Raw genomic sequence first — 24846 nt, 5'->3', positions numbered from 1 at the left:
CACGGAGGCGGTTATCGACCTTCGGGCAGGGGCACACGTCGGGGTATGGGCTGGACGCACGACTACAGTGACGCACCCCGCAACCGCCGCTCGGCCACGGGCCTGAGCACGCCTCAGCGCGGTACCCCGCAGGACGGGGAGGGGGACCTGAGGGTGGGGATCCCGCGTATCCTGCGCCGCCGGGCCCGCTGGGTCTCGGTACGGCTGCGTCACCCGCGCGGCTGAACCCCCGACCCCTTGAGGACCGGGTTCACAGCGCGCAGCTGTCGGTGTCCACCTGTTCGTTCGCCGTACGTCCCCGGGCGATGTCGGGCCTGATCTCGTCCGCCGTGAGGGCGTACCCGGTCTCGGCGTCGTCCAGCGACTTGGCGAAGACCACGCCGTACACCCGGCCGGCGGGCGTGAGCAGCGGGCCGCCGGAGTTGCCCTGGCGGACGGTCGCGTACAGCGAGTAGACATCGCGGCGGACCGTGCCCCGGTGGTAGATGTCCGGGCCGTTGGCCGTGATGCGCCCGCGCACGCGCGCGGCGCGCACGTCGTACGAGCCGTTCTCCGGGAAGCCCGCGACGATCGCGCCGTCACCGCCGGCCGCGTCCCGCGCGGAGAACGTCAGGGACTTCGCCTTCAGGTCCGGTACGTCGAGGACGGCGATGTCGCGCTTCCAGTCGTACAGGACGACCTTCGCGTCGTACCGGCGGCCCACACCGCCTATCTGGACGGTCGGCGCGTCGACCCCGCCGACCACGTGCGCGTTGGTCATGACCCGGCGGTCGGCGAAGACGAAGCCGGTGCCCTCCAGGACCTTGCCGCAGCTCTGCGCGGTGCCGGTGATCTTGACGATGGAGCGCTGGGCCCTGGCGGCCACCGGGCTGCCGGCGAGGGCCGGGTCGGGCGGCTCGACGTCCTTGATCGGCTCGTTGGCGAAGGGGCTGAAGACCTGCGGGAAGCCGTTCTGCGCGAGGACGGAGGAGAAGTCCGCGAACCAGGTGTCGGCCTGCGCCGGCAGCGCCCGGGAGACCCCGAGCAGCACCTTGGAGCCGCGCACCTCCTTGCCCAGGGTCGGCAGCGAGGTGCCGGCCAGGGCGGAGCCGATCAGCCAGGCGACCAGCAGCATCGCGACCACGTTGACCAGCGCGCCGCCGGTGGCGTCCAGGGCGCGGGCCGGGGACCAGGTGATGTACCGGCGCAGCTTGTTGCCCAGGTGGGTGGTGAGCGCCTGGCCGATGGAGGCGCAGACGATGACGACGACCACGGCGACCACGGCGGCCGTGGTGCTGACGTCCGCGTTGTCGGTCGCGGCGTCCCAGATGACGGGCAGCGTGTACACGGCGACGAGACCGCCGCCCAGGAACCCGATCACCGACAGGATGCCGACGACGAATCCCTGGCGGTAGCCCACCACCGCGAACCACACGGCCGCGACCAGCAACAGGATGTCCAGCACGTTCACAGACGACACCCTGTCATGAGCGCCAGTCGAGCGGGACGTGCTTGTCTCTGTCCCAGGGCCGCTCCCAGCCCGCGAAGTGCAGCAGCCGGTCGATCACCCCGGCGGTGAAGCCCCAGACCAGGGTCGATTCGACCAGGAATGCCGGGCCCCGGTGACCGCTGGGGTGGATGGCGGTGGCGCGGTTCGCGGGGTCCGTGAGATCCGCCACGGGGACCGTGAAGACCCGCGCGGTCTCGTTCGGGTCGACGACACCGACCGGGCTGGGTTCGCGCCACCAGCCCAGCACCGGGGTGACGACAAAGCCGCTGACCGGGATGTAGAGCGCGGGCAGCAGCCCGAAGAGCTGCACGCCGGCAGGGTCGAGCCCGGTCTCCTCCTCGGCCTCGCGCAGCGCCGCCCGCAGCGGCCCCTCGCCGCGCGGATCGCCGTCCTCCGGGTCGAGCGCGCCGCCCGGGAAGGACGGCTGCCCGGCGTGCGAGCGCAGCGAGCCGGAGCGCTCCATGAGCAGCAGCTCGGGGCCCTGCTCGCCCTCGCCGAACAGGATGAGCACCGCGGACTGCCGGCCCGCGCCGTCCTCGGGCGGCAGGAAGCGGCTGAGCTGGCGCGGCTGGACCGTCTCGGCGGCCCGGACGACCGGGTCGAGCCAGTCCGGCAGCCCCTCCGTGCTGAGCGCCACCGCACCGCCCCGCGTCTCACTGGCCCTCGTCATCGCCACCCCCGTCGCCGCTCTGCCTGTCCAACGCCCGAAGCCCCCGGGATCGTTCCGTCACGCGGCCCCCAGTGGCGGCGCCGGCCTGCCGCCCGCGTCCAGGTAGGCCTGCGGGGGGTTGAGCCGCTGGCCGGGGAGGCCGCCCTTCTCGTACTTCAGGAGCTTCTTCGCCTTCTCCGGGTCGGTCTCGCCCTCGCCATAGGCCGGGCAGAGCGGCGCGATCGGGCAGGCGCCGCAGGCGGGCTTGCGGGCGTGGCAGATCCGTCTGCCGTGCCAGATGACGTGGTGCGAGAGATCGGTCCAGTCGCTCTTCGGGAAGAGCGCGCCGACGGCGGCCTCGATCTTGTCGGGGTCGGTCTCGTCGGTCCACTTCCAGCGCCGCACCAGCCGCTGGAAGTGCGTGTCCACGGTGATCCCGGGCCGGCCGAAGGCGTTGCCGAGCACCACGAAGGCGGTCTTGCGGCCGACGCCGGGCAGCTTGACGAGGTCCTCCAGCCGGCCGGGGACCTCGCCGCCGAAGTCGGCCACCAGGGCCTGGGAGAGCCCTATGACCGACTTCGTCTTCATACGGAAGAACCCGCACGGGCGCAGGATCTCCTCGACCGCCTCCGGGTCGGCCGCGGCGAGGTCCTCGGGGGTGGGGTAGCGGGCGAAGAGCGCGGGGGTCGTCTGGTTGACGCGCAGGTCGGTGGTCTGGGCCGACAGGACGGTGGCGACCAGCAGCTGGAAGGGGTTGGCGAAGTCCAGCTCGGGGTGGGCGTACGGATACACCTCGGCCAGTTCGCGGTTGATCCGGCGGGCCCGGCGGACCAGCGCGGTCCGGGACTCACCCGCCGGGGTCCGCACGGCCACGGTCCGCACGGGCGCGGCCTTCCCGGCGGTCACCGTCTCGCCGACGGCCAGGACCTCGGCGGCGGCCGCCGCCCTCTTCACCGGCGTGGCCTTCCTGGCGGCGCTCTTCTTCACTGCGGGGCCCTTGGCGGCCTTCTTGTCCGCCGCCGTCTTCTTGGCTGCTGCCGTCTTCTTGGCCGGGGCGACCTTCTTCGCTGCCGCTGTCTTCTTGGCGGCCGCCGTCCTCTTGGCCGGGGCGCTCTTCTTGGCCGGGGCGCTCTTCTTGGCCGGGGCGGCTTTTTCAGCCGGTACAGCCTTTTTGCCGGACGCAGCCTTCTTAGCCGATGCGCTCTTCTTCGCGCCCTTCTCGACATCTACAGACTTTTCAGCCGATTTGCCGGTTTTCCTACTACCGCCAGGGCCCTGTTCGCCCACAGCGGAATCGCGACGTACAACCACCCGCCCAGCCCCCTTGGCCTGTGCTCTCACCGGCGATTTGGACACCCGGCCAGCCTAGAGCCCGGCACCGACATCCGCCCCGGACCCGGAAGATCAGCCCCCGATTGGACCCCTGACGCTTACCCCGGGACACCTGTGCGGCATCCTTGTGACAGATCACACTGTTTGGACCGTCCGGCAAAATGGGGAACACGGTCCCCTGGCACACGGGGGAGCAAGATCCCCTGAGCAGGTCGACAAGGAGAGAACTCGTGGACGACGTTCTGCGGCGCAACCCGCTCTTCGCGGCTCTGGACGACGAGCAGTCCGCGGAGCTTCGCGCCTCCATGAGTGAGGTGACCCTCGCGCGTGGCGACTCCCTGTTCCACGAGGGCGACCCGGGCGACCGGCTCTACGTCGTCACCGAGGGCAAGGTCAAGCTGCACCGCACCTCCCCCGACGGCCGCGAGAACATGCTCGCCGTCGTCGGCCCCGGCGAGCTGATCGGCGAGCTGTCCCTCTTCGACCCCGGCCCGCGCACGGCGACCGCCACCGCGCTGACCGAGGTCAAGCTGCTCGGCCTCGGCCACGGCGACCTCCAGCCCTGGCTGAACGCCCGCCCCGAGGTGGCCACCGCCCTGCTGCGCGCGGTCGCCCGCCGGCTGCGCAAGACCAACGACGCCATGTCCGACCTGGTCTTCTCCGACGTCCCCGGCCGTGTGGCGCGCGCCCTGCTGGACCTGTCCCGCCGCTTCGGCGTGCAGTCCGAGGAGGGCATCCACGTCGTCCACGACCTCACCCAGGAGGAGCTGGCCCAGCTGGTCGGCGCCTCGCGCGAGACCGTGAACAAGGCCCTGGCGGACTTCGCCCAGCGCGGCTGGCTCCGCCTGGAGGCGCGGGCGGTCATCCTGCTGGACGTGGAGCGGCTCGCCAAGCGCTCCCGCTGACACCGGCCTCGGCCGTACGACCCACCGGGTCCCGCCGTCCGACGGGGGCCCGGTGGCAGCGTGAGCGCCCCTCCTCCCCGGCCTACGGGACCTCCGGCGCTCGAAAAACAGCTGCTCAGGAGCGGCGGAGACGGCACAGTTGCGGCATGTCCGCACCGCATCGCCGTCCCGGCCTCGACGCCCATGGCCACATCGCCCGCGAAGGCTCCCTCGCGCGCGTGCCCGACGCCTTCCGCCCGGTCGTGGACGCGGCCCGCGACCGGTTGCCTGCGGCCCTCGGCGCGCGGCTGCACAGCGCGTACCTCTACGGCTCGATTCCGCGCGGTACCGCGCGCGTGGGCCGCAGCGACCTGGACCTGTTCGTCGTGCTCCAGGAGGAACCCGGGGACGGCGACCGGGATGCCGTACGGGCGCTGGGGGAGGCGCTCGACCGGGAGTTCCCGCAGATCGACGGCGTCGGCACGCTGCTGTACGGCCGGGACCGGCTGCTGAGCGAGCTGGAGCGGTACGACCTGGCCTGGTTCGTCGCCTGCCTGTGCACCCCGCTGCTCGGTGAGGACCTCGCCGAGCGGCTGCCCCGGTACCGCCCGGACTCCCTGCTCGCCCGCGAGACCAACGGCGACCTCGCACTGTGGCTGCCCCGCTGGCGGGAGCGCATCGCGGGCGCGGAGGACACCGAGGCGGCGCGGCGGCCGCTGGTGCGGTTCATGTCCCGGCATCTGGTCCGCACCGCCTTCACGCTCGTCATGCCCCGCTGGAACGGCTGGACGAGCGACCTGGGCGAGATGGCCGAGGCGTTCGCCGCGTACTACCCGGAGCGCGCCGCCCAGGTGCGTACGGCGGCGCGGTACGGCCATGAGCCCGTCGGCGACGCGGAGTTGCTGCGGTCGTACGTGGACGACCTCGGCCCCTGGCTCGCCGACGAGTACGCGCGCGTGCACGGCGTGAAGGCCCCGCGGCCGGAGAACTAGCCACGGCGCGGGATACGGCCCCGCTAGATCAGCCCGTGCTCGCTGAGATAGTCCAGCTGGGCCCGTACCGACAGCTCCGCGGCCGGCCACAGCGAACGGTCCACGTCGGCGTACACATGGGCGACGACCTCGGCCGCGGTGCGATGACCGTCCTCGACCGCGGTCTCCACCTGGGCGAGCCGGTGGGCGCGGTGGGCCAGATAGAACTCGACGGCGCCCTGCGCGTCTTCCAGGACCGGTCCGTGGCCCGGCAGCACGGTGTGCACGCCGTCGTCCACCGTCAGGGACCGCAGCCGGCGCAGGGAGTCCAGATAGTCGCCGAGACGGCCGTCCGGATGGGCCACCATCGTCGTACCGCGCCCCAGGATGGTGTCACCGGTCAGCACCGCCTGGTCGGCCGGCAGATGGAAGCACAGCGAGTCCGAGGTGTGCCCCGGGGTGGGTACGACCCTCAGCTCCAGGCCGCCCACGGTGATCACGTCCCCCGCGGCCAGGCCCTCGTCCCCCAGCCGGAGCGCCGGATCGAGCGCACGCACGCGCGTACCGGTCAGCTCGGCGAAGCGGGCGGCGCCCTCGGCGTGGTCGGCATGGCCGTGGGTGAGCAGGGTCAGGGCTATGCGCCGGCCGGCCCTCTCGGCCGTGTCCACGACGGCGCGCAGATGGCCGTCGTCCAGCGGTCCCGGGTCGATCACCACGGCCAGGTCGGAGTCCGGTTCGGCGACGATCCAGGTGTTGGTGCCGTCCAGGGTCATCGCGGAGGCGTTGGGCGCGAGGACGTTCACCGCCCGTGCGGTGGCGGGGCCCGAGACCACCGCGCCCCGGGGTTGTCCGGGCAGAGCTGCTGCGTCGGTCATGCGGAGCCTCCACCGGTCGTTCCGGCCTGCGTGGCGGTCGTCGGGGCGGGCGCCGGGGCGGTGGGGATGTGCTTGGTGAACTCGTCGTGCCCCGGCCAGGACAGCACGATCTCGCCGTCCACGAGACGGGCCCGGGCCAGCACCGGTGTCAGATCGCGCGCGGGGGCCGCCGCGAGCGTCTCCGCGGCGGTGGCGTACGGCAGCAGCTGGCGCAGGGTGGCGATGGTGGGCGGCATCATCAGCAGCTCGCCCTTGTCGTAGCCGGCGGCGGCATCGGCGGGGCGGATCCACACCGTGCGGTCGGCCTCCGTGGAGGCGTTGCGCGTGCGCTGGCCTTCCGGGAGGACGGCCACGAAGAACCAGGTGTCGTAGCGGCGGGCCTCGAACTCCGGGGTGATCCAACGGGCCCAGGCACCCAGCAGGTCCGCGCGCAGCACCAGGCCGCGCCGGTCCAGGAACTCGGCGAAGGACAGCTCACGGGCCACCAGGGCGGCCCGGTCGGCCTCCCAGTCCTCGCCCGTGGTGTCCCCGACGACCGAGTCCGCGTCCGGCCCGGCGAGCAGGACGCCCGCCTCCTCGTACGTCTCCCGTACGGCCGCGCAGACGATCGCCTGGGCGCTGTTCTCGTCGACGCCGAGCCGCTGTGCCCACCACGCGCGCGTGGGGCCCGCCCAGCCGATCTGACGGTCGTCGTCGCGCGGGTCGACACCGCCCCCGGGATAGGCGTACGCGCCTCCGGCGAAGGCCATGGAGGCGCGTCTGCGCAGCATGTGGACGGCCGGGCCGCTCTCGGTGTCCTTCAGGAGCAGCACCGTGGCCGCCCGCCTGGGGGACACCGGGGTGAGGGTGCCGGCCGCGAGCGCACGTATGCGGTCCGGCCACTCCGGTGGATACCACTGACCGTTCGCCATGGCCGGAGGCTATCCCGTATAGGGCGAATGTTCGAGAGGTGCCCGGGGGAGGCGGGGCGGGGGTGAGGAGTGGGGCTGCGGGGGGGGCGGCTGCTGGGTGCGGGGCCCGCCGTGCTGCTGACCGTCGGGGGCGGCCGGGGACCGAGTGCCGGCTGCCGACTGTCGGGGGCGGGATGCGGCGGACTGCCGGGCCCGGCCAGCTGCCGGTTGCCGGTTGCCGTGGGCCGAGATCCGGCGGCTGCTCACTCCGGCCGACTGCCGACTACCGGCTGCCGTGGGCCGGAGGGCGGGATCCGGCCGACTGCCACGCCGGGCCGGCTACCGACTACCGGGGGCGGGATCCGGCGGACTGCCGACTGCGGAGCGCCGGGATCCCGCGGACTGCTGCCGGCTGCCGGGCCCGGTCGGCTACCGACTACCGGGGACCCGGGGGCGAGGGCAGGACCCGGCGAACTACCGACTGCCAGGTCCGGCCAGCGGCGGACTACCCGGGGCCGAGGCCGAGATCAGGCGGACTATCGACTGCCCGGCCCGGCCGATTGCCAGGCCGGGCCGGCTACCGACTACCGGGGGCGGGATCGGCGGACTGCCGGGGGCGGCAGGCTGCGACTACCGGGCGCCGAGGGCCAGGGTGCGGACTGCCGCTGCCGGGGTCGCCGGACTGCCGGCCGCCGAGGGCCGGCGGGCTCCCGGGCCCCGGCGGACGGCCTACCCCGGCGTCGACGGACCCAGCCCGGCACCGACGGACCTCCCCCCGACCGGGCCCCGGCACGGACGCACCCCGGCACGGACAGGCCCCCGCGTCGACGCCCCCGCGCCGGCCGGCCCCCGTGGGCTACTGAGCCAGCTCGACCTGGATCTCGATTTCGACCGGCGCGTCCAGCGGGAGCACCGCGACGCCCACCGCGCTGCGTGCGTGCACGCCCTTGTCGCCGAGGACCTCTCCGAGCAGTTCGCTGGCGCCGTTGACGACACCGGGCTGGCCGGTGAAGTCGGACGCGGAGGCGACGAAGCCGACGACCTTCACCACGCGCGCGATGCGGTCCAGGTCGCCGGTGACGGACTTCACGGCGGCCAGCGCGTTCAGCGCGCAGATACGGGCCAGGTCCTTGGCCTCCTCCGGCGTGACCTCGGCGCCCACCTTGCCGGTGACCGGCAGCTTGCCCTGCACCATGGGCAGCTGGCCGGCGGTGTACACGTACACACCGGACTGCACGGCCGGCTGGTAGGCGGCCAGCGGCGGTACGACCTCCGGCAGCGTCAGGCCCAGTTCGGCCAGCTTCTCCTCGACCGCGCTCACGCCTGCTTCTCCCGCTTCAGGTAGGCCACGAGCTGCTCGGCGTTGGGCCCGGGCACGACCTGGACGAGCTCCCAGCCGTCCTCGCCCCAGGTGTCCAGAATCTGCTTCGTGGCATGGACGAGCAGCGGCACGGTTGCGTATTCCCACTTGGTCATGGGCCGACTGTAGCCGCTGTGACCGGGGGGACCGTGACCTGAGGCCGGGAGGGCGGTGACGTGCGTTATCCACAGCCTCCCGCGTGAGTGTCGGCCGGAATGGTTAGGCTCGAAGACGTGAGCAGGCTCCAGGTCGTCAGCGGCAAGGGCGGGACCGGAAAGACGACGGTCGCCGCCGCCCTCGCGCTGGCCCTCGCGACCGAGGGGAAGCGGACGCTTCTCGTGGAGGTCGAGGGCCGGCAGGGCATCGCACAGCTCTTCGAAACGGAGGCGCTGCCCTATGAGGAAAGGAAGATCGCGGTCGCACCGGGCGGCGGCGAGGTGTATGCCCTCGCCATCGATCCCGAACTGGCCCTTCTGGACTACCTCCAGATGTTCTACAAACTCGGCGGCGCCGGCCGGGCCCTGAAGAAGCTCGGCGCCATCGACTTCGCCACCACCATCGCCCCCGGCCTGCGCGACGTCCTGCTCACCGGCAAGGCGTGCGAAGCGGTGCGCCGCAAGGACAAGCGCGGGCGGTTCGCCTACGACTACGTCGTGATGGACGCCCCGCCGACCGGCCGCGTCACCCGCTTCCTGAACGTGAACGACGAGGTGGCGGGCCTGGCGAAGATCGGCCCGATACACAATCAGGCCCAGGCCGTCATGCGTGTGCTGAAGTCGCCGGAGACGGCGGTGCACCTGGTGACGCTGCTGGAGGAGATGCCGGTCCAGGAGACCGCCGACGGCATCGCGGAACTCCGCGCGGCGCGGCTGCCGGTGGGCCGGGTCATCGTGAACATGGTCCGGCCGCAGGTGTTGGACGGGGCCGATCTGGAACTCGTCCGGAGCGTGGAGCGTTCTTCTGTCGCACAGGCGTTGTCGGCGGCCGGGCTGGGCGGGGCCCGGCGCGGTGGCAACGCCGCGAAGCTGGTGGACCCGCTGCTGGAACAGGCCGCGGAGTACGCCGAGCGGTACGCGCTGGAGCAGGACCAGCGTGCGGTCCTGACCGAGCTGGGCCTGCCGCTGCACGAACTGCCGCTGCTCGCCGAGGGCATGGACCTGGCGGGCCTGTACGAACTCGCCACCGAGCTGCGGAAGCAGGGGTTGTCATGAGTCCGGACCCGGCCGAGGCATCCGAAGCACCCGAAACCCCCGACGCGGCCGAAGTCGGGGAGCCGGCCGACGGCTGGGAGAAGGGCCGCCGCCTCTCCCCCGCACGCGTGCTGGACATCGACCCGCTGCTGGACGACCCCGGCACCCGGATCGTGGTGTGCTGCGGCTCGGGCGGGGTCGGCAAGACGACGACCGCCGCGGCGCTCGGTCTGCGGGCGGCCGAGCGGGGCCGCAAGGTGGTCGTGCTCACCATCGACCCGGCCAAGCGGCTGGCCCAGTCGATGGGCATCGACTCGCTCGACAACGTCCCGCGCCGGGTCAAGGGCACCGAGGGCGACGGCGAACTGCACGCCATGATGCTCGACATGAAGCGCACCTTCGACGAGGTCGTGGAGGCGCACGCCGACTCGGAGCGGGCGGCCGCGATCCTGGCGAACCCTTTCTACCAGTCGCTTTCGGCGGGCTTCGCGGGCACGCAGGAGTACATGGCGATGGAGAAGCTGGGCCAGCTGCGCGCCAAGGACGAGTGGGACCTGATCATCGTGGACACCCCGCCGTCCCGCTCGGCGCTCGACTTCCTGGATGCGCCGAAGCGGCTCGGCTCCTTCCTGGACGGCCGCCTGATCCGCCTGCTCACCGCGCCGGCGAAGCTGGGCGGCCGCGCGGGCCTGGCCTTCCTCAACGTCGGCATGTCGATGATGACCGGCACCCTGGGCAAGCTGCTGGGCGGCCAGCTGCTGAAGGACGTGCAGACGTTCGTCGCCGCCATGGACACCACCTTCGGCGGGTTCCGCACGCGCGCGGACGCCACGTACAAACTGCTCCAGGCGCCCGGTACGGCGTTTCTGGTGGTCGCCGCCCCGGAGCGGGACGCGCTGCGCGAGGCGGCGTACTTCGTGGAGCGGCTGGCCGCGGAGGACATGCCCCTGGTGGGGCTGGTGCTCAACCGGGTGCACGGCAGCGGCGCCGTCCGGCTGTCGGCCGAGCGGGCGCTCGCCGCCGCGGAAAATCTTGAGGAGTCCCGCATTGTGGATCAGGGGGGCGGGAAAGCTGGTCTTCGTAACTCTCCTGACACGTACGGCAGTTCAACATCTCCCGCATCCGAGCCCGGGACCGGTACCCCTGCTTCCGAGGAAGGCTCCCCCGCCGACGCGGAACGCCCCGTCGACCGGCTCACCGCGGGACTGCTGAGACTGCACGCCGACCGTATGCATCTCCTCGCACGCGAGCAGCGCACGCGTGACCGCTTCACCGCGCGCCATCCCGAGGTGGCGGTGGTGGAGGTCGCCGCGCTGCCCGGTGACGTCCACGACCTCGCGGGCCTGCGCGACATCGGCGCCCGGCTCGCCGCCGGGGCGACAGGGCGCACGGAGCCGCCGTAGCGAACCGTCACGAGCGGCGGGCGCGGCGCGAGAGAGATGCCCGACGTACGCGGTGTCCGTGGCGTCCATCCGGGGCGATGCGCGCCCAGGACGAGACGGACGAGGGCCACCCGTGGTGGCATACACCACGGGAATGCGAGGCAGGCGAGGGATATGAGGGGCGCGAGAGATCCCCTCAGCTCACCGCCGCGTAGTTCTCGTACACCTCGTCGCTGTCGAGCGACACGATGCCCGCGCCCCGCTCGTACTCCGAGCGGGCGGTCTCCAGCAGCCTGCGCCAGGAGGTCACGGTGGGCCGCCGGCGCAGCAGTGCGCGGCGTTCCCGCTCCGTCATGCCTCCCCACACGCCGAATTCGACGCGGTTGTCCAGCGCATCGGCCAGGCATTCGGTGCGTACCGGACATCCGGTGCACACCGCCTTGGCCCTGTTCTGCGCTGCTCCTTGAACGAACAGTTCATCCGGATCAGTAGTGCGGCAGGCAGCCTGCGCACTCCAGTCGGTTACCCAGCCCATACCGGCGCCGTCCTCTCCCGAATCGAGGCTCCCCCACGGCGGCAGCGGCATATTCACCGCCGCCAGTTGAGGACGTTACGGAAGGCGGGGACAGCGCAACACCCCCTTCGGGCCCAATCTTGAATGGCCCGAACGGACTATGGGTAAGCGGCAGATCACCCGCGGGAGTGAGCTGGCGACATGCGCGACGATTCCGGCAAACCGGGACAGTTATGATGCACCACACCGGACGCCGGATGACACACAAGGCGGATTCGGACACGCCCCCACCAAGAAGCCGGGGTACTTCCGGAACGATTCGGGGCTGCCGGACGTATTGATACGTGACCGCACTGCTGTGACAGTTGAGAGCAGCTTAGGCCAAGGCCTGCGCGCGTGTCCGGGAAATGGAAACGTAGGCAGGTCAGGGTGGGGCCAGGTTGCGCTGCCGTCACGATCCCGCATGCGAAACATCCCGGGGGGAGCCGCTCCCTCGGAACGCTCATGACTACGGATTAGGCTGCCCCCATGCCAAAGAAGCGCTCGGGCGGTGGTCTGTCGCCGATGCAACAGGCCGCCACGTTCCTCGGTGTCAGTGTGCTCGCCGGAGCCGTGATGGCGGGCATCGCACTGCCCGCGGCCGGCGCGCTCGGCCTCGCGGCCAAGGGGTCGGTCCAGAGCTTCGACGAGATCCCGGCCAACCTGAAGAGCCCCCAGCTGAGTCAGCGCACCACCATCCTGGACAACCAGGGCGGCCAGATCGCGACCGTCTACTCCCGCGACCGCACGGTGGTCGACCTCAAGGACATGTCGCCGTACATGCAGAAGGCGATCGTCGCGATCGAGGACTCGCGCTTCTACAAGCACGGCGCGATCGACCTCAAGGGCGTGCTGCGCGCCCTGAACAAGAACGCGCAGAGCGGCGGGGTCGCCCAGGGCGCCTCCACGCTCACCCAGCAACTGGTGAAGAACTACTTCATCGAGGAGGCCGGCGACGACCCGACGAAGGTCGCCGAGGCCACCCAGCAGACCCTCGGCCGGAAGATCCGCGAGCTGAAGTACGCGATCCAGATCGAGGAGAAGCTCGGCAAGAAGAAGATCCTCGAGAACTACCTGAACATCACCTTCTTCGGTGAGCAGGCCTACGGCGTCGAGGCCGCCGCCCAGCGGTACTTCTCCAAGCACGCCAAGGACCTGAACCTCCAGGAAGCGGCGCTGCTGGCCGGCATCGTGCAGTCGCCAAGCCGCTACGACCCGGTGAACGACGAGGCGGAGGCCACCAAGCGCCGCAACACCGTGCTCCAGCGGATGGCAGAGGTCGGCGACATCTCCCAGCAGGAGGCCGACCAGGCCAAGGAGAAGCCGCTCGGCCTGAACCCCAGCCGCCCCAAGAACGGCTGCATCACCGCGGTCAAGGGCGCCGGTTTCTTCTGTGACTACGTCCGCGACATCGTGCTGACCGACCCCTCCTTCGGCAAGACCAAGGAGGCGCGGGCCCAGCTGTGGAACCGCGGCGGCCTGACGATCCGCACCACCCTGGACCCGCAGTCCCAGCAGTCCCTCCAGGCGTCCGTCAAGCAGCACGTCTACAAGAGCGACTCCGTGGCGACGGCCGCGACCATCGTGCAGCCCGGCACCGGCAAGATCCTCGCGATGGGCCAGTCCCGGCCGTACGGCTTCGGCAAGAACGAGACGCAGATCAACCTCTCGGTGAACTCGGACATGGGCGGCGGCGCCGGCTACCAGCCCGGTTCGACGTTCAAGCCGATCGTCGCGGCGGCCGCGATCGAGGGCGGGAAGCCGCCGACGCAGCAGTACTCGTCGCCGTACGAGATGCCGTACCCGAGCCCCGTACAGGCCTGTGACGGGAAGGTCTGGCGGAACGACCCGAACAACCCGGCGAAGCTGACCAACGAGAGCAGGTCGGAGCACGGGCCGTACGGCATGAAGGAGGCGACCGCCAAGTCGGTCAACACCTACTACGTGCAGCTGATCAGCGACATCGGCATCTGCCCGGTCATCGACATGGCCAAGAAGATGGGCGTGGCGCGGGCGGACGGCCGGCCCATCGACCAGGCGCCGTCGATCGCGCTCGGCAGCCAGGAGATGTCCCCGCTGACGATGGCGAACGCGTACGCCACCTTCGCCGCGCGCGGGACGTACTGCACCCCGGTCGCGATCGAGTCGATCACCCAGAAGGTCGGCAGCATGCAGAAGTCGCTGCCGGTGCCGAAGTCGACCTGCTCGCGCGCGATGTCGGAGAAGACCGCCGACAGCATCAGCACGATCCTCAAGGGCGTGGTCGAGGACGGCACGGGTGAGGAGGCCGGTCTCGGCAGCCGCCCGAGCGCGGGCAAGACCGGTACGACGGACGAGCGCTTCGCGGCCTGGTTCGTCGGCTACACCCCGAACATGGCGGGCGCGGTCTGGGTCGGCGACCCGGCCCACAAGCGCCACATGATCAACATCACCATCGGCGGCATCCCGTACGACAAGGTCTACGGCGGCAAGGTCCCGGGCCCGATCTGGCGCGACATGATGACCGGCGCGCTGGACGGCAAGCCCGTGGAGGACTTCCACCTGATCGACATCCCCGACGACACCGGCAAGGGCACCGGTGGTCAGGGAAAAGGCCCCGGGGGGACGGACGGGGGGAAGAACGGGGACACCACCGGTCAGGTGATCGGCGGACTCATCGGTGACCTGACGGACGGCGGTGCGTCGACCGGCGGGACCACGGGTGACACCACCACCGGCACGGCCGGCGGCGCTCTTCCCACCCCGACGTTCTCCCTGCCCGGCAACTTCATCCAGGGCCAGACGAACGGCGGCTCCAACGGCAACGGGAACGGCAACGGCAACGGAATCGGCGGCAACCGAGGCTGATGCCGTACGACGACGGGGCCGGCCCTTGCGGAAAGGGCCGGCCCCGCTCTGTCTGTGCCTGTGCCTGTGCGGCGCTTCAGCACTGTGGCTGTGCGGCGCTTCAGCACTGTGCCTGTGCGGCGATTCAGTCCTGTGCCTGTGGCTGTGCAGGGATTCAGCCCTGAAGGTGCTTCTTCACCACGGCGGCGACGCGGCCGCCCTCGGCCAGGCCGGCCACCTTCGGGTTCACGATCTTCATGACGGCACCCATGGCCCGCGGCCCCTCGGCACCGGCCTCCCTGGCCTCCGCCACGGCCTGGGTGACGATCGCGTCCAGCTCCTCGTCGGACAGCTGCTTGGGCAGGTACTCGGCGAGCACCTCGCCCTCCGCCTTCTCCCGCTCGGCCGACTCGGCCCGGCCACCCTGCGCGAAGGCCTCGGCCGCCTCGCGGCGCTTCTTCGCCTCCCGGGTGATCACCTTGAGGATCTCGTCGTCGGACAGCTCGCGCTTCTCCTTGCCGGCGACCTCCTCCTTGGTGATCGCGGTGAGGGTCAGCCGGAGCGTCGAGGAGCGCAGCTCATCGCGCTCCTTGATCGCGGCGTTGAGGTCGTCCTGGAGCTTCGACTTGAGCGTGGTGGTCATGGCTCGATTGTCGCAGGTATGGGCCGCCGGACGCCCGCGGATTTGCGGCCGCCCGGTCTTCCGCGGGCTCCGGGGTCTGACACGATGGGCGCATGCGCGCGCGATACGGAATTCCCATGGGAATCATGGCGGCAGGCGCCGCCGGGCTGGTGTACGCCGCGGGCTTCGAGGCCCGCTCCTTCCGCCTCCGCCGGGTGACGGTCCCGGTGCTCCCGCCGGGCATGCGCCCGCTGCGCGTGCTTCAGGTGTCCGACATCCACATGGTGAGCGGCCAGCGGAAGAAGCAGCGCTGGCTCCAGTCGCTGGCGGGGCTGCGCCCGGACTTCGTGATCAACACCGGTGACAACCTCTCGGACCCCGAGGGTGTGCCGGAGACCCTGGACGCGCTCGGCCCCCTGATGGAGTTCCCGGGCGCGTACGTCTTCGGCTCCAACGACTACTACGGCCCCAAGCTCCGCAACCCCGCCCGCTATCTGCTGGAGAAGGCGAGCGGCCGGCACGGCCTGAACGGCAACCCGCCGGCGGTCGGTGCGATCCACAACCCGTGGGAGGAGCTGCGGGACGGCTTCGACGCGGCGGGCTGGCTGAACCTGACGAACACCCGGGGCGTGCTGAAGGTCGACGACGTGTCGATCGAGCTGACCGGCCTGGACGACCCGCACATCAAGCGCGACCGGTACGCCCGGGTGGCGGGCGGCCCCTCGGCGGCGTACGACTTCTCCGTCGGCGTGGTCCACGCGCCCTACCTGCGCGTCCTGGACTCCTTCACGGCCGACGACTATCCGCTGATCCTGGCCGGCCACACCCACGGCGGACAGCTGTGCATCCCCTTCTACGGCGCCCTGGTCACCAACTGCGACCTGGACACGGACCGGGTGAAGGGCCTCTCCACGCACACCGCCGAGGGCCGCACCTCCTACCTCCACGTCTCGGCGGGCTGCGGCACCAACCGCTACACCCCGCTCCGCTTCGCCTGCCCGCCGGAGGCGACGCTGCTGACGCTGGTGGAGCGGCGGTAGGGGGCGGGCGGACTCCGGTCGGCCACTCAAAGGCGACGGCGAGGGCGGGGGGACGTCGGCAAGAACGCCACTCCACCCCCGCCCTGGAACGCCCTACCACCCCACTGGGCGCATGAGGCGCATCCCAAATAGCCCCTTTTGCCCCCCACCCCTAGCGTGAGGGCATGACCGCCCCCATACCCAGGGAGATCCCGGACCTGCCCGCGGTCCCGGGCCCGCCCCTGCTCCTGCCCTCCCCGGTCCCAGCCACGGCGGTGGTGGGCCCGATCCGCCGCCCCGCGGCCGCGGTGTTCCGGCTGCTGACCGCCCTGGTGGCCGCCGCGGGCGTCGCCCTCCAGCTCCTGCTGGGCACCCCGGCCCGGACGCTGAGCTACTTCGGCGTCCAGGCGGCCGTACTGCTGGCCGTGACGATGCTGCTCTCGGCGTCGCGGGCCTGGCGCGCCCGCCGTCCCCTCCCCTCCGGCGTGACCGGCGCAGCACTGCTGTACGTCGTGATCTCGGCGCTCGTCTACCACCTGCTGCTGGCCCACACGACGCCCCCGTTCTCCATGACCGGCGCGACCAAGGCCCCGGAGCGCTGGCACGCCCAGTGGGCGGCTCTCCAGCTGCTGCACACGGTGGCCCCGGCGGCGGCCCTGCTCGACTGGCTCTGCCTCACCCCCGCGACCCGCCTGCACCTGCGCCAGGCCGCGAGCTGGCTCCTGTACCCCCTGGCCTACCTGGCCTTCACCTTCGCCCGGGCGACCGTGATCCCGCCGACCCGCCCGTCCCGCTACCTCTACCCCTTCCTGGACGTCACCGCCCACGGCTACCGCAGCACCCTGGCCAACGCCCTCCTCATCGGCCTCGCGATCTACGCCGTCGGAGTCCTCCTGGTCGCCCTGGACCACGCCCGCCCGACCCCGGTCCGCCGCCCCCTCTGAATCGGATTTCGTCTCTGGGCCACCCGTGGGCTAAAGTAAACGACGTCGCCGCGGGAAGCAGCGACACCGGGGTGTAGCGCAGCTTGGCAGCGCGCTTCGTTCGGGACGAAGAGGTCGTGGGTTCAAATCCCGCCACCCCGACAGCCGCAACACCAGGTCAGGGCCGGTTCTCCTTCACGGAGAACCGGCCCTGACTCGTTCCGCAGGGCGTCTGGGGAGTGAACGGGGAGTGGATCAAGGAAATCGACTCCCCGGACGTCACCGTTGACGCGCTCTCAACAGCGCATCGAGCGCGCGGACCGGTGACCGCGGGTGCATGGCAGAACGTGCCGCCAACGCCTCTTCCCACTGCTCGGTCAGGTCGTCCATGAACCGGTCCCGCATCCGCGCCGTGATGTGCGAGTAGCGGGCTTGCACCGAGCCATCCTCATGCCCCATCCGTTCATCCATGAGCTTGGGTGGGGTCCCGAGTTCCTCCATGACCGTCTTGTGGGAGTGCCTGAGCCTGTGCGGGGTGAGACCCCGTGCGAATGCCCGCAGCTTCCCAAGCTGAGGGCACGCCGCGGTGGTCACGCGCCGGCCGCCACGGCTTGCTCTGGTCGACGGCATCAGTAGCGTGGCTGAGCCCGGTGGGGGTACGGCGACACATACGCGCGCCCGCTCGTTCGACGTCCTCGCCGCCGTCGCTGGCTTTCGTCGGCTGAGGTTCAGACGTGGGTCCGCCGCACGCCGGTGCACGCGATCAGCCTGCTGCCGTCTTCGGTCAGAAACAGCATGAACGTCCAGGAGCCATCGGCAGCCCTGATCTCCCCCAGGCGAACCGGCTGCTGCTGCCGACCGAGCAACTCCACGGCGCGTGCCAGGTTCGTAGTCTCGATGCCCCGGCGGCGCGTGTGCCGCAGCCGTACTGAAGTGGCGCGCCTCGGCCGGCGCAGGTCTCGTCTCCTCCTCCGCATCCTGGACCTCTTCGGCGAAGTCCAGAGCCCAGCCGGGATCTTGGATCGCTCGATCAAGCTCAGCAGCCGTGACACGCAGATACTGACCGATCATGCTCATGAACGGAGACTAGACGTGTCCACTGACAACGACCGCCGGACGGACCGTCTCAGTTTCCGTCGCACAGCTCCCCACCAACTCAGATGGAAAAGCGTGCACATCAAGGAGATGCGCTGGGTGTACTGACCGCGTGCGCCTGGGACCCAGGTGTCCCCAGCCATGCGCCCTCCCCTGCGTCTGCGCCAAGCCGAGCTGAAGAAGATGGCGAGCAAGCGCCGCAAGAGGTGAGCCGCGGCGGTGGACGTCGACCTGCGTGACAACGCCGACGCTCAGCGGCGGATGAAGGCGGAGGTCTGCGGACCCTCAGAGCAGCCGAAGGCAGGACCACCCGAGGCAGAAACCCCGCCCCAGTTACTTCGAAAACGAACAGGTCCAAGGGCCAGCCGTCAGGCAGGATGGGGTGCTTCTTTCTGTCGGCGGTGGCAGCGCCGGCTGCCTGGCGCGTCCTGGGGGGACTTTCGTGATCATTGCCTTTTCGGGTCCGTACGACCCGGCCTACCAGCTCCAGACGAGCGCGCTCGCGCTGGTCTTCGGCATAGCGCTCATCAGCGTCGGACGGATGCTGCGGCGGACCGGACAGCTGCCTGCGTATCTCGACTTCAGGCAGAGGGCGTCGGGCTCGCTGGTACCGCAGGAGAGCAGGAGTGCCGGCATCGTAAGGCTCGGTGCGGCCATGATCGCCGTGGGCGGGTTCTTCCTCTTCGGGACCGTCTGCCTCGTCCTCGGCGCGCTGGGCGTGCTCGGCCCCTGAGGTGCACGGCCACGGCGGGGCTGGCCTGGTCGCCTCGGATGTTCGGTGGTCGCCCGGCGTGCCGATCCCTACCGTGGGCCCATGACCGACAGCCGGACTTCGTCAACAGCGTCAGCATGTGGCCCGCAAGGACACCGGTGTCGGTCTTCTTCGACGCGGACAACCCCGGCCGGTGGATGCTGCACTGTCACCACGCCTACCACGGCGAGGCCGGGGTGATGGCGCTGCCGGCGTGCAGCCGGTAGCTCCGGGCGCGTCGGGGCCGGTCAGCCGTTCAGTGCCCGCAGCTGTTCCAGCAGGCGGTGCAGGTCGTGGGCGGCTTCCGCGACGGAGCAGGTGGCTGCGGCCAGGACGAGGGCCGTGGCCAGGGCCGGCAGCAGGCGGTGGGTCACGGGCGGGGCGAGGAGGGCGGCCACCCGGCGCGGGACCGGGCCCGCGCCGCGGAGCGGGTTGCGCCGGCGTCCCAGCAGGCCGAGGGCGGCGGGCGGGAGGCCGCCGCGGGCCCGGGAGTGCCGGGTGGCCAGGGCTGCCCGGCCCACGGCGCGGGCGACGCGGCGCCGGTCGCCGGTGGCCGTGGCCGCGTGCTCGTCGGCCCAGCGTTCGAGGGTGTAGGTGACGGCGTGGGCCAGGGGGCGCAGCAACGGGTTGGCGGCGGCGCCGAGTTGGGCGAGGGCGACGAAGAGGTAGTGGTGGCCGGTGAGATGGGCGCGTTCGTGGGCCAGCAGGATCTCGTGCTCGGCGCGGTCCAGCGTGCGGAGCATGCCGGTGGAGACGACGATGCGGCCGGGCAGCCCGGGCAGGGCGAACGCGTCGGGTGCCGGGTCGTCGACGATCACCGTCCCGTCCCGTGTGGGCATGCAGGCCGCGTCCAGGGTGGCGGCGGCCAGCGCGCGCACGCGTCGTACGAGCAGCCGCAGCACACCGACCGCCGCGACGGCGAGCAGCGCCGCGGCGGCGACGGCCACCGGCAGCCGGGCGGGGAGGTGCTGCCCTGCCGGCCCGAGCGGCCGGTGTCCGAGGAACGCCGGCAGCGGGCTGCGGACCAGCCAGGTGGAGGCGAGCAGGGCGAGCGAGAGGGTGCTCGCGGCGCCCAGGACGAGGGCGGAGCCGGCCGACAGCCAGCTGGCCAGCCGGGGTTCGCAGTGCTCGGTCAGCATCCGCGCGCCCGGGAACGCGAGCAGGGGAAGCAGCAGGGGGAGATAGACGGCCAGGTGCATGGGGGCCTGGCCTACCGTCCGGGTCCCTGGTCGAGCAGCTGGCGCAGCAGTTCCTCGTCCGAGCTGGACAGGCCGTCCACGAACCGGGACAGCACCGCCTCCCGGTCGCGGCCGCGCTCGTCCAGGACGCCCTGCATTCGGCGGGCGGCGAGGCCGGCCTCGTCGGCGACGGGGGCGTAGACATAGGCACGGCCGTGGCGGGTGCGGCTGAGGACCTGCTTGTCGTACAGCCGGTTCAGTACGGTGATCACGGTGCTGTACGTCAGGTCGTCGTCCAGCCGGTCCATGACCTGTCCGGCGCTCAGCGCGCTCCCGGACCGCTGGAGCACAGTGAGGATCTCCGCCTCCAGCTGCCCGTTGGGGCGACGGCCGGCCGACCGGTCATCGATGGCCATGGGTTTGCGTTCGCCTCCCTTCGCCTTTTACAGTCGCGTAAAAGTTTTACAGTCGCGTAAAAGCTGCTGTTCCGAGTGTGCCATGCGAGGCCGGGCACCGGCCCTCTCTCCCGAAGTGGATCCCATGAGCGCGATCAGTGTGAGTCAGGCCGTCGTCCTCGGCATCGTCGAGGGGGTGACCGAGTTCCTCCCCGTGTCCTCCACCGGCCATCTCAAGATCGCCGAAGGGCTCATGGACATCCCGGTGGACGACAAGTCCGTCGTCGGGTTCTCCGCCGTCATCCAGGTCGGCGCCATCGCCGCCGTACTCCTGTACTTCTTCAAGGACATCAGGCGGATCGTCACCGCGTGGTTCCGCGGGCTGACCAACAAGGAGGAGCGCTACCACCACGACTACAAGTTCGCCTGGTGGGTCATCGCGGCCACCATCCCGATCGTGGTCGTGGGCCTGGCGGCGAAGCCGCTGATCGACGGCCCGCTCGCCTCGCTGTGGGTGGTCGCCGGTTCGCTGATCGCCGGCTCCGTGGTGATGTGGTGCGCGGACCAGATGGGCCGGCACAAGCGCGGTGAGGACGACACGTCCTTCAAGGACGCGATGTGGGTCGGCTGCTCGCAGATCCTCGCGCTGCTCTTCCCCGGCTTCTCCCGCTCCGGCGCCACCATGTCCACCGCGCTCATCCTGGACCTGGACCGGGTCGCCGCCACCCGGCTGTCGTTCTTCCTCGGCATCCCGGCCCTGACCGGCGCCGGCATCTACGAGCTGAAGGACGCCCTCGGCGCGGGCGTGGGTGCCGTCCCGCTGGCCGTCGGCACCGTGGTGTCCTTCGTCGTCGCCTACGCCTCCATCGCCTGGCTGCTGAAGTTCGTCGCCAAGCACTCCTTCAACGCCTTCGTGATCTACCGGATCGTCATCGGCGCCGTCCTGATCGGCCTGCTGGCCACCGGCACGCTCAGCGCCTGACGAGCAGGCGGGAGGGCCGGTCAGGCGCGGGCCGTCGCGCCCGTGCCGAGGCCGGCCTGCTCCTCGTACGACCGGAAGCCGTCCTCCACGCCCATGAAGACGTCGTTCATGACCAGGTAGCCCTGCGCGATCAGCGGGGAGTCGCGCAGCTCCTCGATCAGGAAGTAGTACGCCCGCAGGTCCTCCGTCTCCAGCAGCGCGAAGTCGGAGAAGGCCGCGGTGAAGGCCTCCGCGTCGAAGAAGCGGGCCGAGACGCGGTCGGCGTACCGGGCGAAGAGCGGCTGGACATGGGCGGCCGTCAGCGCGTTCCGCTCCTCGCGGGACAGGGCCAGCCAGGCCGGTGTGACGGTGTAGGTCAGAACGATCGTGGTCCGCATGACAGTGACTCCCCCTACGTGTACGCCACTCAGTAAACAGCATTAGCTAACGGCGTTTACTAGAGCTGATCGGCGTTAACATTGTCAAGGGCGGGCCGGTCGGCGGAGCCGCAGACGAACCAGGAGACGCAGCCGTGAGCAGCGAGATCGCCTCGGCGACCACCCGCAGGGCCCGGCAGCGGGAGGAGGCCCGGGAGCGGCAGCGCGCCGAGACGAAGGCCGAGATCCTGGGCCATGCGCGCCGGCTGCTGGTGGCCGAGGGGCCGGCCGCGGTCTCGCTGCGCGCCATCGCGCGCGAGATGGGCATGACCGCTCCGGGCCTGTACCGCTACTACGCCGACCACCGCGAACTGGTCCAGGCACTGACCGCCGCGGTCTACGACGAACTCGCCGCCGCCCTGGAGCACGCCCGCGACCAGGCCCCCGACCAGTCCCTCCAGGGCCGCTTCAGCGCCACGGCCCGGGCGCTGCGCTCCTGGGCGCTGAGTCACGAGGCGGAGTTCGCGCTTGTGTTCAGCAAGCCGCTGCCCGACTCCGGCAACGGACCCGAGGACCCCAGTCATGCCGCCGCCTGGCGCTTCGGCGGGGTCTTCCTCGAACTGATGCTGGACTTCTGGCGGGCGGGCACGTTGCCGCTGCCCGAGCCCGGCACCCTGGACGCACAGTGGCTGCGCCAGCTGGCGGAGGTGCGGGAGCACATCGACTCCGAACAGCCGCCCCTGGAGGCGCTGTACGTCGTCGTGCTCTGCTGGTCGCGTCTGTACGGCATGGTGTCCATCGAGGTGTTCGGGCACCTGGACTTCGCGCTGACGGACTCGGAGCCGGTGTTCGAGCACACCCTCCGGGATGTGCTGCGGCTGCTCGGCGGAGACCCGGCCGGCGACTTGCGCAACACCTAAACTGTCCGGTGTGGAGACCACCGACGTGACCACCGACCGCGCCGCCGAGGGCGCCTGGGAGACCGCCGTGCTCGCCGGCGGGCCGGCCGACGGCATGCGGATGAAGGTGGCCCATCGGCCGCGGGTGATCCAGGTGACGTATCCGTGCCCCGCCGAGGCGGCACCGCCGGGCGTGCCGCCGGGGGTGCGCGCGGAGAGCGTGTACGTCTACCGCCTGGACTACGGCGTCACCGAGGAACCCCTCCGGTACGGCTTCGACGTCGCCAGCCCCTGAGCAGGGCCGGCGCTCAGGAGTCGGAGTCGGGGATCTTGGTCGCGGCCGCGTAGGCCTGGGCCGGGGTCATCGGCACCCCGTTCAGCTCCACCGTCCGGTACGGGCTGACCTTGGCGCACGTCTTGGCCTGGTCGGCGGTGGAGGCATGGGCGTTGGACACCGCGGCCTTGGTGTCCGCGGCGGTCGCGGCGGGGAAGACGGTGCCGTCGGGCCAGTCGGCGCCGATGACCAGCGTCAGCCCGCTGCCGCTGCCCTGGTGCAGATGCGAGCCGGACAGATGCAGCGCCTTGGCCACCGTCTGCGCCTGCGCCTTCTGCCCGCTGCCGTAGGTCAGCGCGGTGACCGCCGCCGCACTGGGCGCGTTGGCGGTGGTGGTCTGCGGGCTGAAGCCCTTGCCGGTGAGCGCGGCGGCGATCTGCGAGGCGCGGCCGGTGACCGTGGTGCCGTTCTCCACGGTGACCGCGATCTGCGCGGCGGGCACGGTGGCGGTGGGCTTGGTGGTCGCCGAGGCGGCTGCCGACTTCGCTCCGGAGCCGGTGGTCAGCGACTGGTCGTCGGCGATCGTGGCGAACAGAGTTTTCGCGCCCGGGCCGACCACGACGCGGGAGTCGTTGCCGGGGTCGGGGGCGGTCTGCATGGTGGTGAAGGTCATCCGCTTGGTCGGGACCTTGTTCACGTCGTCGGCCAGCGAGATCAGCTTCTTCACCGTGCCCAGGCCGTCGTCCACGGTCAGCGCCTTGGTCGCCGCGTCCGCCAGGTCGTAGACCGCGCCCGGGTCGGTCAGCGTGCCCGCGCTCTTGAACTTGCGGATCATCGAGCTGAGGAAGATGTGCTGCGAGACCGTGCGGCCCAGATCGCTGCCGTCGCCGAAGCCGTGCCGCGAGCGCACGAACTCCAGCGCCGCCTGCCCCTGAAGGGTGTGCTCACCCTTGGACAGCTTCAGATGCGAGTAGGTGTCGTAGACGTTGTCGCTGACACACACCGACACACCGCCGACCGCGTCCGACATCTTCACCACACCGGAGAAGTCCAGCTTCACGAAGTGATCGATGGGAATCCCGGTCAGCTGGTGCACGGTCGCCACCTGACACGCCGGACCGTACTGCAACGCGCTGTTGATCTGCCCGTAGTAGCCCGGCGTGGACTGCCCCGTCTCACTGTCCTTGCAGGCCGGGACCCGGGTCATGGTGTCCCGCGGAATGCTCATCACCGTCGCGTTGGAACGGTCCGCGGCGATGTGCACCACCATCTCCACGTCCGCGTTGCCGTGACCGCTCTGCACCCCGGTCCGCGAACAGCCGCCGCCCAGCTTGCAGTCCGCCGCACTGGTCCGCCCGTCCGACCCCATCACCAGGATGTTGATCGGCGTACGGCCGAACGCGTCCGCCTTCTCCGTACCGCCCTTGCCGTCCAGCGCCACACTGTGGATGTTGCCGTTCAGATGCTGGTAGAACCACCAGCCGACGCCTGCCGTGGCCAGCACCAGCAGGGCCGTGCAGATACCGACGATCTTCAGGACACGCCTGCCGCGCCCTGCCGGACGCGCCCGGCGCCGTGCCGCGGCGCGTCCGCCGCGCGAACGGGCCGCCTCACGGGCCGCCGCCCGGCCGCCGACCGCCGGCCTCACCGCCTCCCGACCCCCCGTGGGGCGCGCCTCACCCGGCCCGGCCGTACGCTGTTCCGGCATCTGGGCGGTGCGGCTGCGCGTGGTCTGCCCGACCGGGCCGTCCCACGGGTCGCTCATCTCCCACTCCCAATGAACGCTCGGGCCGGTCAGGCCGGTGGACGAGAAGACGGAGCGCCACACCCCGACTCGGTTGCGTAGTTGCGCAATCTAACAAACACATGGCCCGAGCAGCAGTGATCCTGGGGGAATTCACAGGTGAGGCATCTCATGCAACCGCTCACCAGAGAAGCGTCACGAAGTCCG

27 protein-coding genes, 1 tRNA gene and 2 pseudogenes are annotated in these 24846 nt (G+C 71.2%); 14 read left to right on the top strand and 16 right to left on the bottom strand.

Annotated elements, in window-relative coordinates; all coding sequences use genetic code 11:
• Positions 1-45: 45 nt before the first annotated feature.
• Positions 46-225, top strand: coding sequence for a hypothetical protein (locus ACZ5CZ_RS28590; protein WP_385846836.1), 180 nt, complete (start codon positions 46-48; stop codon positions 223-225).
• A gap of 25 nt (positions 226-250) precedes the next feature.
• Here the strand turns inward: ACZ5CZ_RS28590 and ACZ5CZ_RS28585 are convergent, their stop codons facing one another.
• Genes ACZ5CZ_RS28585 through nth form a run of 3 tightly spaced genes read right to left on the bottom strand, consistent with a single transcriptional unit; the run spans position 251 to position 3425 of the window.
• The gene (locus tag ACZ5CZ_RS28585) at positions 251-1450 is read right to left on the bottom strand and encodes a MarP family serine protease (RefSeq protein WP_385846838.1); all 1200 of its coding nucleotides are present in this window, start codon (positions 1448-1450) and stop codon (positions 251-253) included.
• 13 nt (positions 1451-1463) lie between these two features.
• Positions 1464-2159 (bottom strand): NUDIX hydrolase, encoded by a 696-nt coding sequence (locus tag ACZ5CZ_RS28580; protein ID WP_450789801.1) that lies wholly within the window; start codon positions 2157-2159, stop codon positions 1464-1466.
• A gap of 57 nt (positions 2160-2216) precedes the next feature.
• Entirely contained in the window at positions 2217-3425 is a 1209-nt protein-coding gene (gene nth / locus ACZ5CZ_RS28575; RefSeq protein ID WP_468947142.1) for an endonuclease III, read from the bottom strand.
• A 275-nt stretch (positions 3426-3700) separates the two neighbouring features.
• Between nth and ACZ5CZ_RS28570 the strand changes: the two genes are divergently transcribed.
• Positions 3701-4375, top strand: a complete 675-nt coding sequence (locus ACZ5CZ_RS28570) for a Crp/Fnr family transcriptional regulator (protein ID WP_018547939.1) — start codon at positions 3701-3703, stop codon at positions 4373-4375.
• 146 nt (positions 4376-4521) lie between these two features.
• Positions 4522-5346 (top strand): nucleotidyltransferase domain-containing protein, encoded by an 825-nt coding sequence (locus ACZ5CZ_RS28565; RefSeq protein WP_468947140.1) that lies wholly within the window; start codon positions 4522-4524, stop codon positions 5344-5346.
• Between the two features lie 23 nt (positions 5347-5369).
• Here ACZ5CZ_RS28565 and ACZ5CZ_RS28560 read toward each other — a convergent pair whose 3' ends face one another.
• The 4 genes from ACZ5CZ_RS28560 to ACZ5CZ_RS28545 all read right to left on the bottom strand — a co-directional run bounded on the left by ACZ5CZ_RS28560 (position 5370) and on the right by ACZ5CZ_RS28545 (position 8566).
• On the bottom strand, positions 5370-6200 hold the full coding sequence (locus ACZ5CZ_RS28560; protein WP_385846845.1) for an MBL fold metallo-hydrolase: 831 nt from the start codon (positions 6198-6200) through the stop codon (positions 5370-5372).
• Positions 6197-7111, bottom strand: a complete 915-nt coding sequence (locus ACZ5CZ_RS28555) for an NUDIX hydrolase (protein ID WP_468947138.1) — start codon at positions 7109-7111, stop codon at positions 6197-6199. The genes ACZ5CZ_RS28560 and ACZ5CZ_RS28555 overlap by 4 nt, the downstream gene beginning before the upstream one ends.
• Before the next feature lie 835 nt (positions 7112-7946).
• Positions 7947-8411 carry a RidA family protein gene (locus tag ACZ5CZ_RS28550; RefSeq protein WP_385846849.1) on the bottom strand — a complete coding sequence of 155 codons (465 nt, stop codon included), beginning with the start codon at positions 8409-8411 and terminating at the stop codon, positions 7947-7949.
• A complete protein-coding gene (locus tag ACZ5CZ_RS28545; RefSeq protein WP_071828754.1) occupies positions 8408-8566 on the bottom strand; it encodes a DUF4177 domain-containing protein in 159 nt (52 codons plus the stop codon). Before ACZ5CZ_RS28545 ends, ACZ5CZ_RS28550 begins: the two co-directional genes overlap by 4 nt.
• Before the next feature lie 117 nt (positions 8567-8683).
• Here ACZ5CZ_RS28545 and bagA point away from each other — a divergent pair, with 117 nt between their 5' ends.
• Both bagA and bagB read left to right on the top strand, forming a co-directional pair.
• Positions 8684-9661, top strand: coding sequence for an ATPase BagA (gene bagA / locus ACZ5CZ_RS28540; RefSeq protein ID WP_385846850.1), 978 nt, complete (start codon positions 8684-8686; stop codon positions 9659-9661).
• The gene (bagB, locus tag ACZ5CZ_RS28535; RefSeq protein ID WP_468947135.1) at positions 9658-11043 is read left to right on the top strand and encodes an ATPase BagB; all 1386 of its coding nucleotides are present in this window, start codon (positions 9658-9660) and stop codon (positions 11041-11043) included. Before bagA ends, bagB begins: the two co-directional genes overlap by 4 nt.
• A 175-nt stretch (positions 11044-11218) precedes the next feature.
• Here the strand turns inward: bagB and wblA are convergent, their stop codons facing one another.
• A complete protein-coding gene (wblA, locus tag ACZ5CZ_RS28530) occupies positions 11219-11557 on the bottom strand; it encodes a transcriptional regulator WblA (RefSeq protein WP_174266212.1) in 339 nt (112 codons plus the stop codon).
• A gap of 507 nt (positions 11558-12064) precedes the next feature.
• Between wblA and ACZ5CZ_RS28525 the strand changes: the two genes are divergently transcribed.
• Positions 12065-14422 (top strand): transglycosylase domain-containing protein, encoded by a 2358-nt coding sequence (locus ACZ5CZ_RS28525; RefSeq protein ID WP_468947133.1) that lies wholly within the window; start codon positions 12065-12067, stop codon positions 14420-14422.
• A 154-nt stretch (positions 14423-14576) separates the two neighbouring features.
• Here ACZ5CZ_RS28525 and ACZ5CZ_RS28520 read toward each other — a convergent pair whose 3' ends face one another.
• Positions 14577-15044: a GatB/YqeY domain-containing protein gene (locus ACZ5CZ_RS28520; RefSeq protein ID WP_385846853.1), complete on the bottom strand. Its 468-nt coding sequence runs from the start codon at positions 15042-15044 to the stop codon at positions 14577-14579.
• A gap of 92 nt (positions 15045-15136) precedes the next feature.
• Between ACZ5CZ_RS28520 and ACZ5CZ_RS28515 the strand changes: the two genes are divergently transcribed.
• The 3 genes from ACZ5CZ_RS28515 to ACZ5CZ_RS28505 all read left to right on the top strand — a co-directional run bounded on the left by ACZ5CZ_RS28515 (position 15137) and on the right by ACZ5CZ_RS28505 (position 17127).
• A complete protein-coding gene (locus ACZ5CZ_RS28515) occupies positions 15137-16063 on the top strand; it encodes a metallophosphoesterase (RefSeq protein WP_385846854.1) in 927 nt (308 codons plus the stop codon).
• 164 nt (positions 16064-16227) lie between these two features.
• Positions 16228-16986: a Pr6Pr family membrane protein gene (locus ACZ5CZ_RS28510; protein ID WP_468947131.1), complete on the top strand. Its 759-nt coding sequence runs from the start codon at positions 16228-16230 to the stop codon at positions 16984-16986.
• 67 nt (positions 16987-17053) lie between these two features.
• Positions 17054-17127: transfer RNA gene (locus tag ACZ5CZ_RS28505), tRNA-Pro, on the top strand.
• 117 nt (positions 17128-17244) lie between these two features.
• Here ACZ5CZ_RS28505 and ACZ5CZ_RS28500 read toward each other — a convergent pair.
• The 3 genes and pseudogenes from ACZ5CZ_RS28500 to ACZ5CZ_RS28490 all read right to left on the bottom strand — a co-directional run.
• Positions 17245-17595, bottom strand: a complete 351-nt coding sequence (locus ACZ5CZ_RS28500; protein ID WP_468947221.1) for a tyrosine-type recombinase/integrase — start codon at positions 17593-17595, stop codon at positions 17245-17247.
• Positions 17596-17693: 98 nt separating this feature from the next.
• On the bottom strand, positions 17694-17837 hold the full coding sequence (locus tag ACZ5CZ_RS28495; protein ID WP_468947223.1) for a hypothetical protein: 144 nt from the start codon (positions 17835-17837) through the stop codon (positions 17694-17696).
• A 94-nt stretch (positions 17838-17931) separates the two neighbouring features.
• Positions 17932-18036: pseudogene (locus ACZ5CZ_RS28490) on the bottom strand (DUF1877 family protein); the annotation flags it as partial.
• A gap of 466 nt (positions 18037-18502) precedes the next feature.
• On the opposite strand from ACZ5CZ_RS28490, the gene ACZ5CZ_RS28485 reads away from it, so the two are divergent.
• Positions 18503-18793, top strand: coding sequence for a hypothetical protein (locus ACZ5CZ_RS28485; RefSeq protein ID WP_468947130.1), 291 nt, complete (start codon positions 18503-18505; stop codon positions 18791-18793).
• Between the two features lie 134 nt (positions 18794-18927).
• Positions 18928-19038 (top strand): annotated as a pseudogene (locus tag ACZ5CZ_RS28480) (multicopper oxidase domain-containing protein); the annotation flags it as partial.
• Positions 19039-19059: 21 nt separating this feature from the next.
• Here the strand turns inward: ACZ5CZ_RS28480 and ACZ5CZ_RS28475 are convergent.
• Positions 19060-20010: a M56 family metallopeptidase gene (locus ACZ5CZ_RS28475; RefSeq protein WP_385846869.1), complete on the bottom strand. Its 951-nt coding sequence runs from the start codon at positions 20008-20010 to the stop codon at positions 19060-19062.
• 11 nt (positions 20011-20021) lie between these two features.
• Positions 20022-20405: a BlaI/MecI/CopY family transcriptional regulator gene (locus ACZ5CZ_RS28470; protein WP_385846870.1), complete on the bottom strand. Its 384-nt coding sequence runs from the start codon at positions 20403-20405 to the stop codon at positions 20022-20024.
• A 124-nt stretch (positions 20406-20529) separates the two neighbouring features.
• Here ACZ5CZ_RS28470 and ACZ5CZ_RS28465 point away from each other — a divergent pair, with 124 nt between their 5' ends.
• On the top strand, positions 20530-21366 hold the full coding sequence (locus tag ACZ5CZ_RS28465; protein WP_385846871.1) for an undecaprenyl-diphosphate phosphatase: 837 nt from the start codon (positions 20530-20532) through the stop codon (positions 21364-21366).
• A 20-nt stretch (positions 21367-21386) separates the two neighbouring features.
• On the opposite strand, the gene ACZ5CZ_RS28460 is transcribed toward ACZ5CZ_RS28465, so the two are convergent.
• The gene (locus ACZ5CZ_RS28460) at positions 21387-21743 is read right to left on the bottom strand and encodes a darcynin family protein (RefSeq protein ID WP_385846872.1); all 357 of its coding nucleotides are present in this window, start codon (positions 21741-21743) and stop codon (positions 21387-21389) included.
• Between the two features lie 134 nt (positions 21744-21877).
• Here ACZ5CZ_RS28460 and ACZ5CZ_RS28455 point away from each other — a divergent pair, with 134 nt between their 5' ends.
• Both ACZ5CZ_RS28455 and ACZ5CZ_RS28450 read left to right on the top strand, forming a co-directional pair.
• Positions 21878-22642: a TetR/AcrR family transcriptional regulator gene (locus tag ACZ5CZ_RS28455; RefSeq protein ID WP_468947127.1), complete on the top strand. Its 765-nt coding sequence runs from the start codon at positions 21878-21880 to the stop codon at positions 22640-22642.
• A gap of 10 nt (positions 22643-22652) precedes the next feature.
• Entirely contained in the window at positions 22653-22916 is a 264-nt protein-coding gene (locus tag ACZ5CZ_RS28450; protein WP_385846874.1) for a hypothetical protein, read from the top strand.
• Between the two features lie 13 nt (positions 22917-22929).
• Here ACZ5CZ_RS28450 and ACZ5CZ_RS28445 read toward each other — a convergent pair whose 3' ends face one another.
• Positions 22930-24660 (bottom strand): LCP family protein, encoded by a 1731-nt coding sequence (locus ACZ5CZ_RS28445; RefSeq protein ID WP_468947125.1) that lies wholly within the window; start codon positions 24658-24660, stop codon positions 22930-22932.
• Positions 24661-24846 lie beyond the last annotated feature (186 nt).

Source organism: Streptomyces sp. NPDC031418, from assembly GCF_055581605.1.
Note: the sequence above shows the minus strand (reverse complement) of the source record. Positions and strands in the feature narration are given on the sequence as shown.

What these genes read in the sequence shown, in the direction of transcription:
- ACZ5CZ_RS28555 (WP_468947138.1), bottom strand. Translation starts at nt 7,111, where the DNA reads ATGGCGAACGGTCAGTGGTATCCACCGGAGTGGCCGGACCGCATACGT.
- bagB (WP_468947135.1), top strand. Translation starts at nt 9,658, where the DNA reads ATGAGTCCGGACCCGGCCGAGGCATCCGAAGCACCCGAAACCCCCGAC.
- ACZ5CZ_RS28545 (WP_071828754.1), bottom strand. Translation starts at nt 8,566, where the DNA reads ATGACCAAGTGGGAATACGCAACCGTGCCGCTGCTCGTCCATGCCACG.
- ACZ5CZ_RS28445 (WP_468947125.1), bottom strand. Translation starts at nt 24,660, where the DNA reads ATGAGCGACCCGTGGGACGGCCCGGTCGGGCAGACCACGCGCAGCCGC.
- ACZ5CZ_RS28500 (WP_468947221.1), bottom strand. Translation starts at nt 17,595, where the DNA reads ATGCCGTCGACCAGAGCAAGCCGTGGCGGCCGGCGCGTGACCACCGCG.
- ACZ5CZ_RS28470 (WP_385846870.1), bottom strand. Translation starts at nt 20,405, where the DNA reads ATGGCCATCGATGACCGGTCGGCCGGCCGTCGCCCCAACGGGCAGCTG.
- ACZ5CZ_RS28560 (WP_385846845.1), bottom strand. Translation starts at nt 6,200, where the DNA reads ATGACCGACGCAGCAGCTCTGCCCGGACAACCCCGGGGCGCGGTGGTC.
- ACZ5CZ_RS28475 (WP_385846869.1), bottom strand. Translation starts at nt 20,010, where the DNA reads ATGCACCTGGCCGTCTATCTCCCCCTGCTGCTTCCCCTGCTCGCGTTC.
- ACZ5CZ_RS28580 (WP_450789801.1), bottom strand. Translation starts at nt 2,159, where the DNA reads ATGACGAGGGCCAGTGAGACGCGGGGCGGTGCGGTGGCGCTCAGCACG.
- ACZ5CZ_RS28465 (WP_385846871.1), top strand. Translation starts at nt 20,530, where the DNA reads ATGAGCGCGATCAGTGTGAGTCAGGCCGTCGTCCTCGGCATCGTCGAG.
- ACZ5CZ_RS28460 (WP_385846872.1), bottom strand. Translation starts at nt 21,743, where the DNA reads ATGCGGACCACGATCGTTCTGACCTACACCGTCACACCGGCCTGGCTG.
- ACZ5CZ_RS28565 (WP_468947140.1), top strand. Translation starts at nt 4,522, where the DNA reads ATGTCCGCACCGCATCGCCGTCCCGGCCTCGACGCCCATGGCCACATC.
- wblA (WP_174266212.1), bottom strand. Translation starts at nt 11,557, where the DNA reads ATGGGCTGGGTAACCGACTGGAGTGCGCAGGCTGCCTGCCGCACTACT.
- ACZ5CZ_RS28515 (WP_385846854.1), top strand. Translation starts at nt 15,137, where the DNA reads ATGCGCGCGCGATACGGAATTCCCATGGGAATCATGGCGGCAGGCGCC.
- ACZ5CZ_RS28525 (WP_468947133.1), top strand. Translation starts at nt 12,065, where the DNA reads ATGCCAAAGAAGCGCTCGGGCGGTGGTCTGTCGCCGATGCAACAGGCC.
- ACZ5CZ_RS28520 (WP_385846853.1), bottom strand. Translation starts at nt 15,044, where the DNA reads ATGACCACCACGCTCAAGTCGAAGCTCCAGGACGACCTCAACGCCGCG.
- ACZ5CZ_RS28510 (WP_468947131.1), top strand. Translation starts at nt 16,228, where the DNA reads ATGACCGCCCCCATACCCAGGGAGATCCCGGACCTGCCCGCGGTCCCG.
- ACZ5CZ_RS28590 (WP_385846836.1), top strand. Translation starts at nt 46, where the DNA reads ATGGGCTGGACGCACGACTACAGTGACGCACCCCGCAACCGCCGCTCG.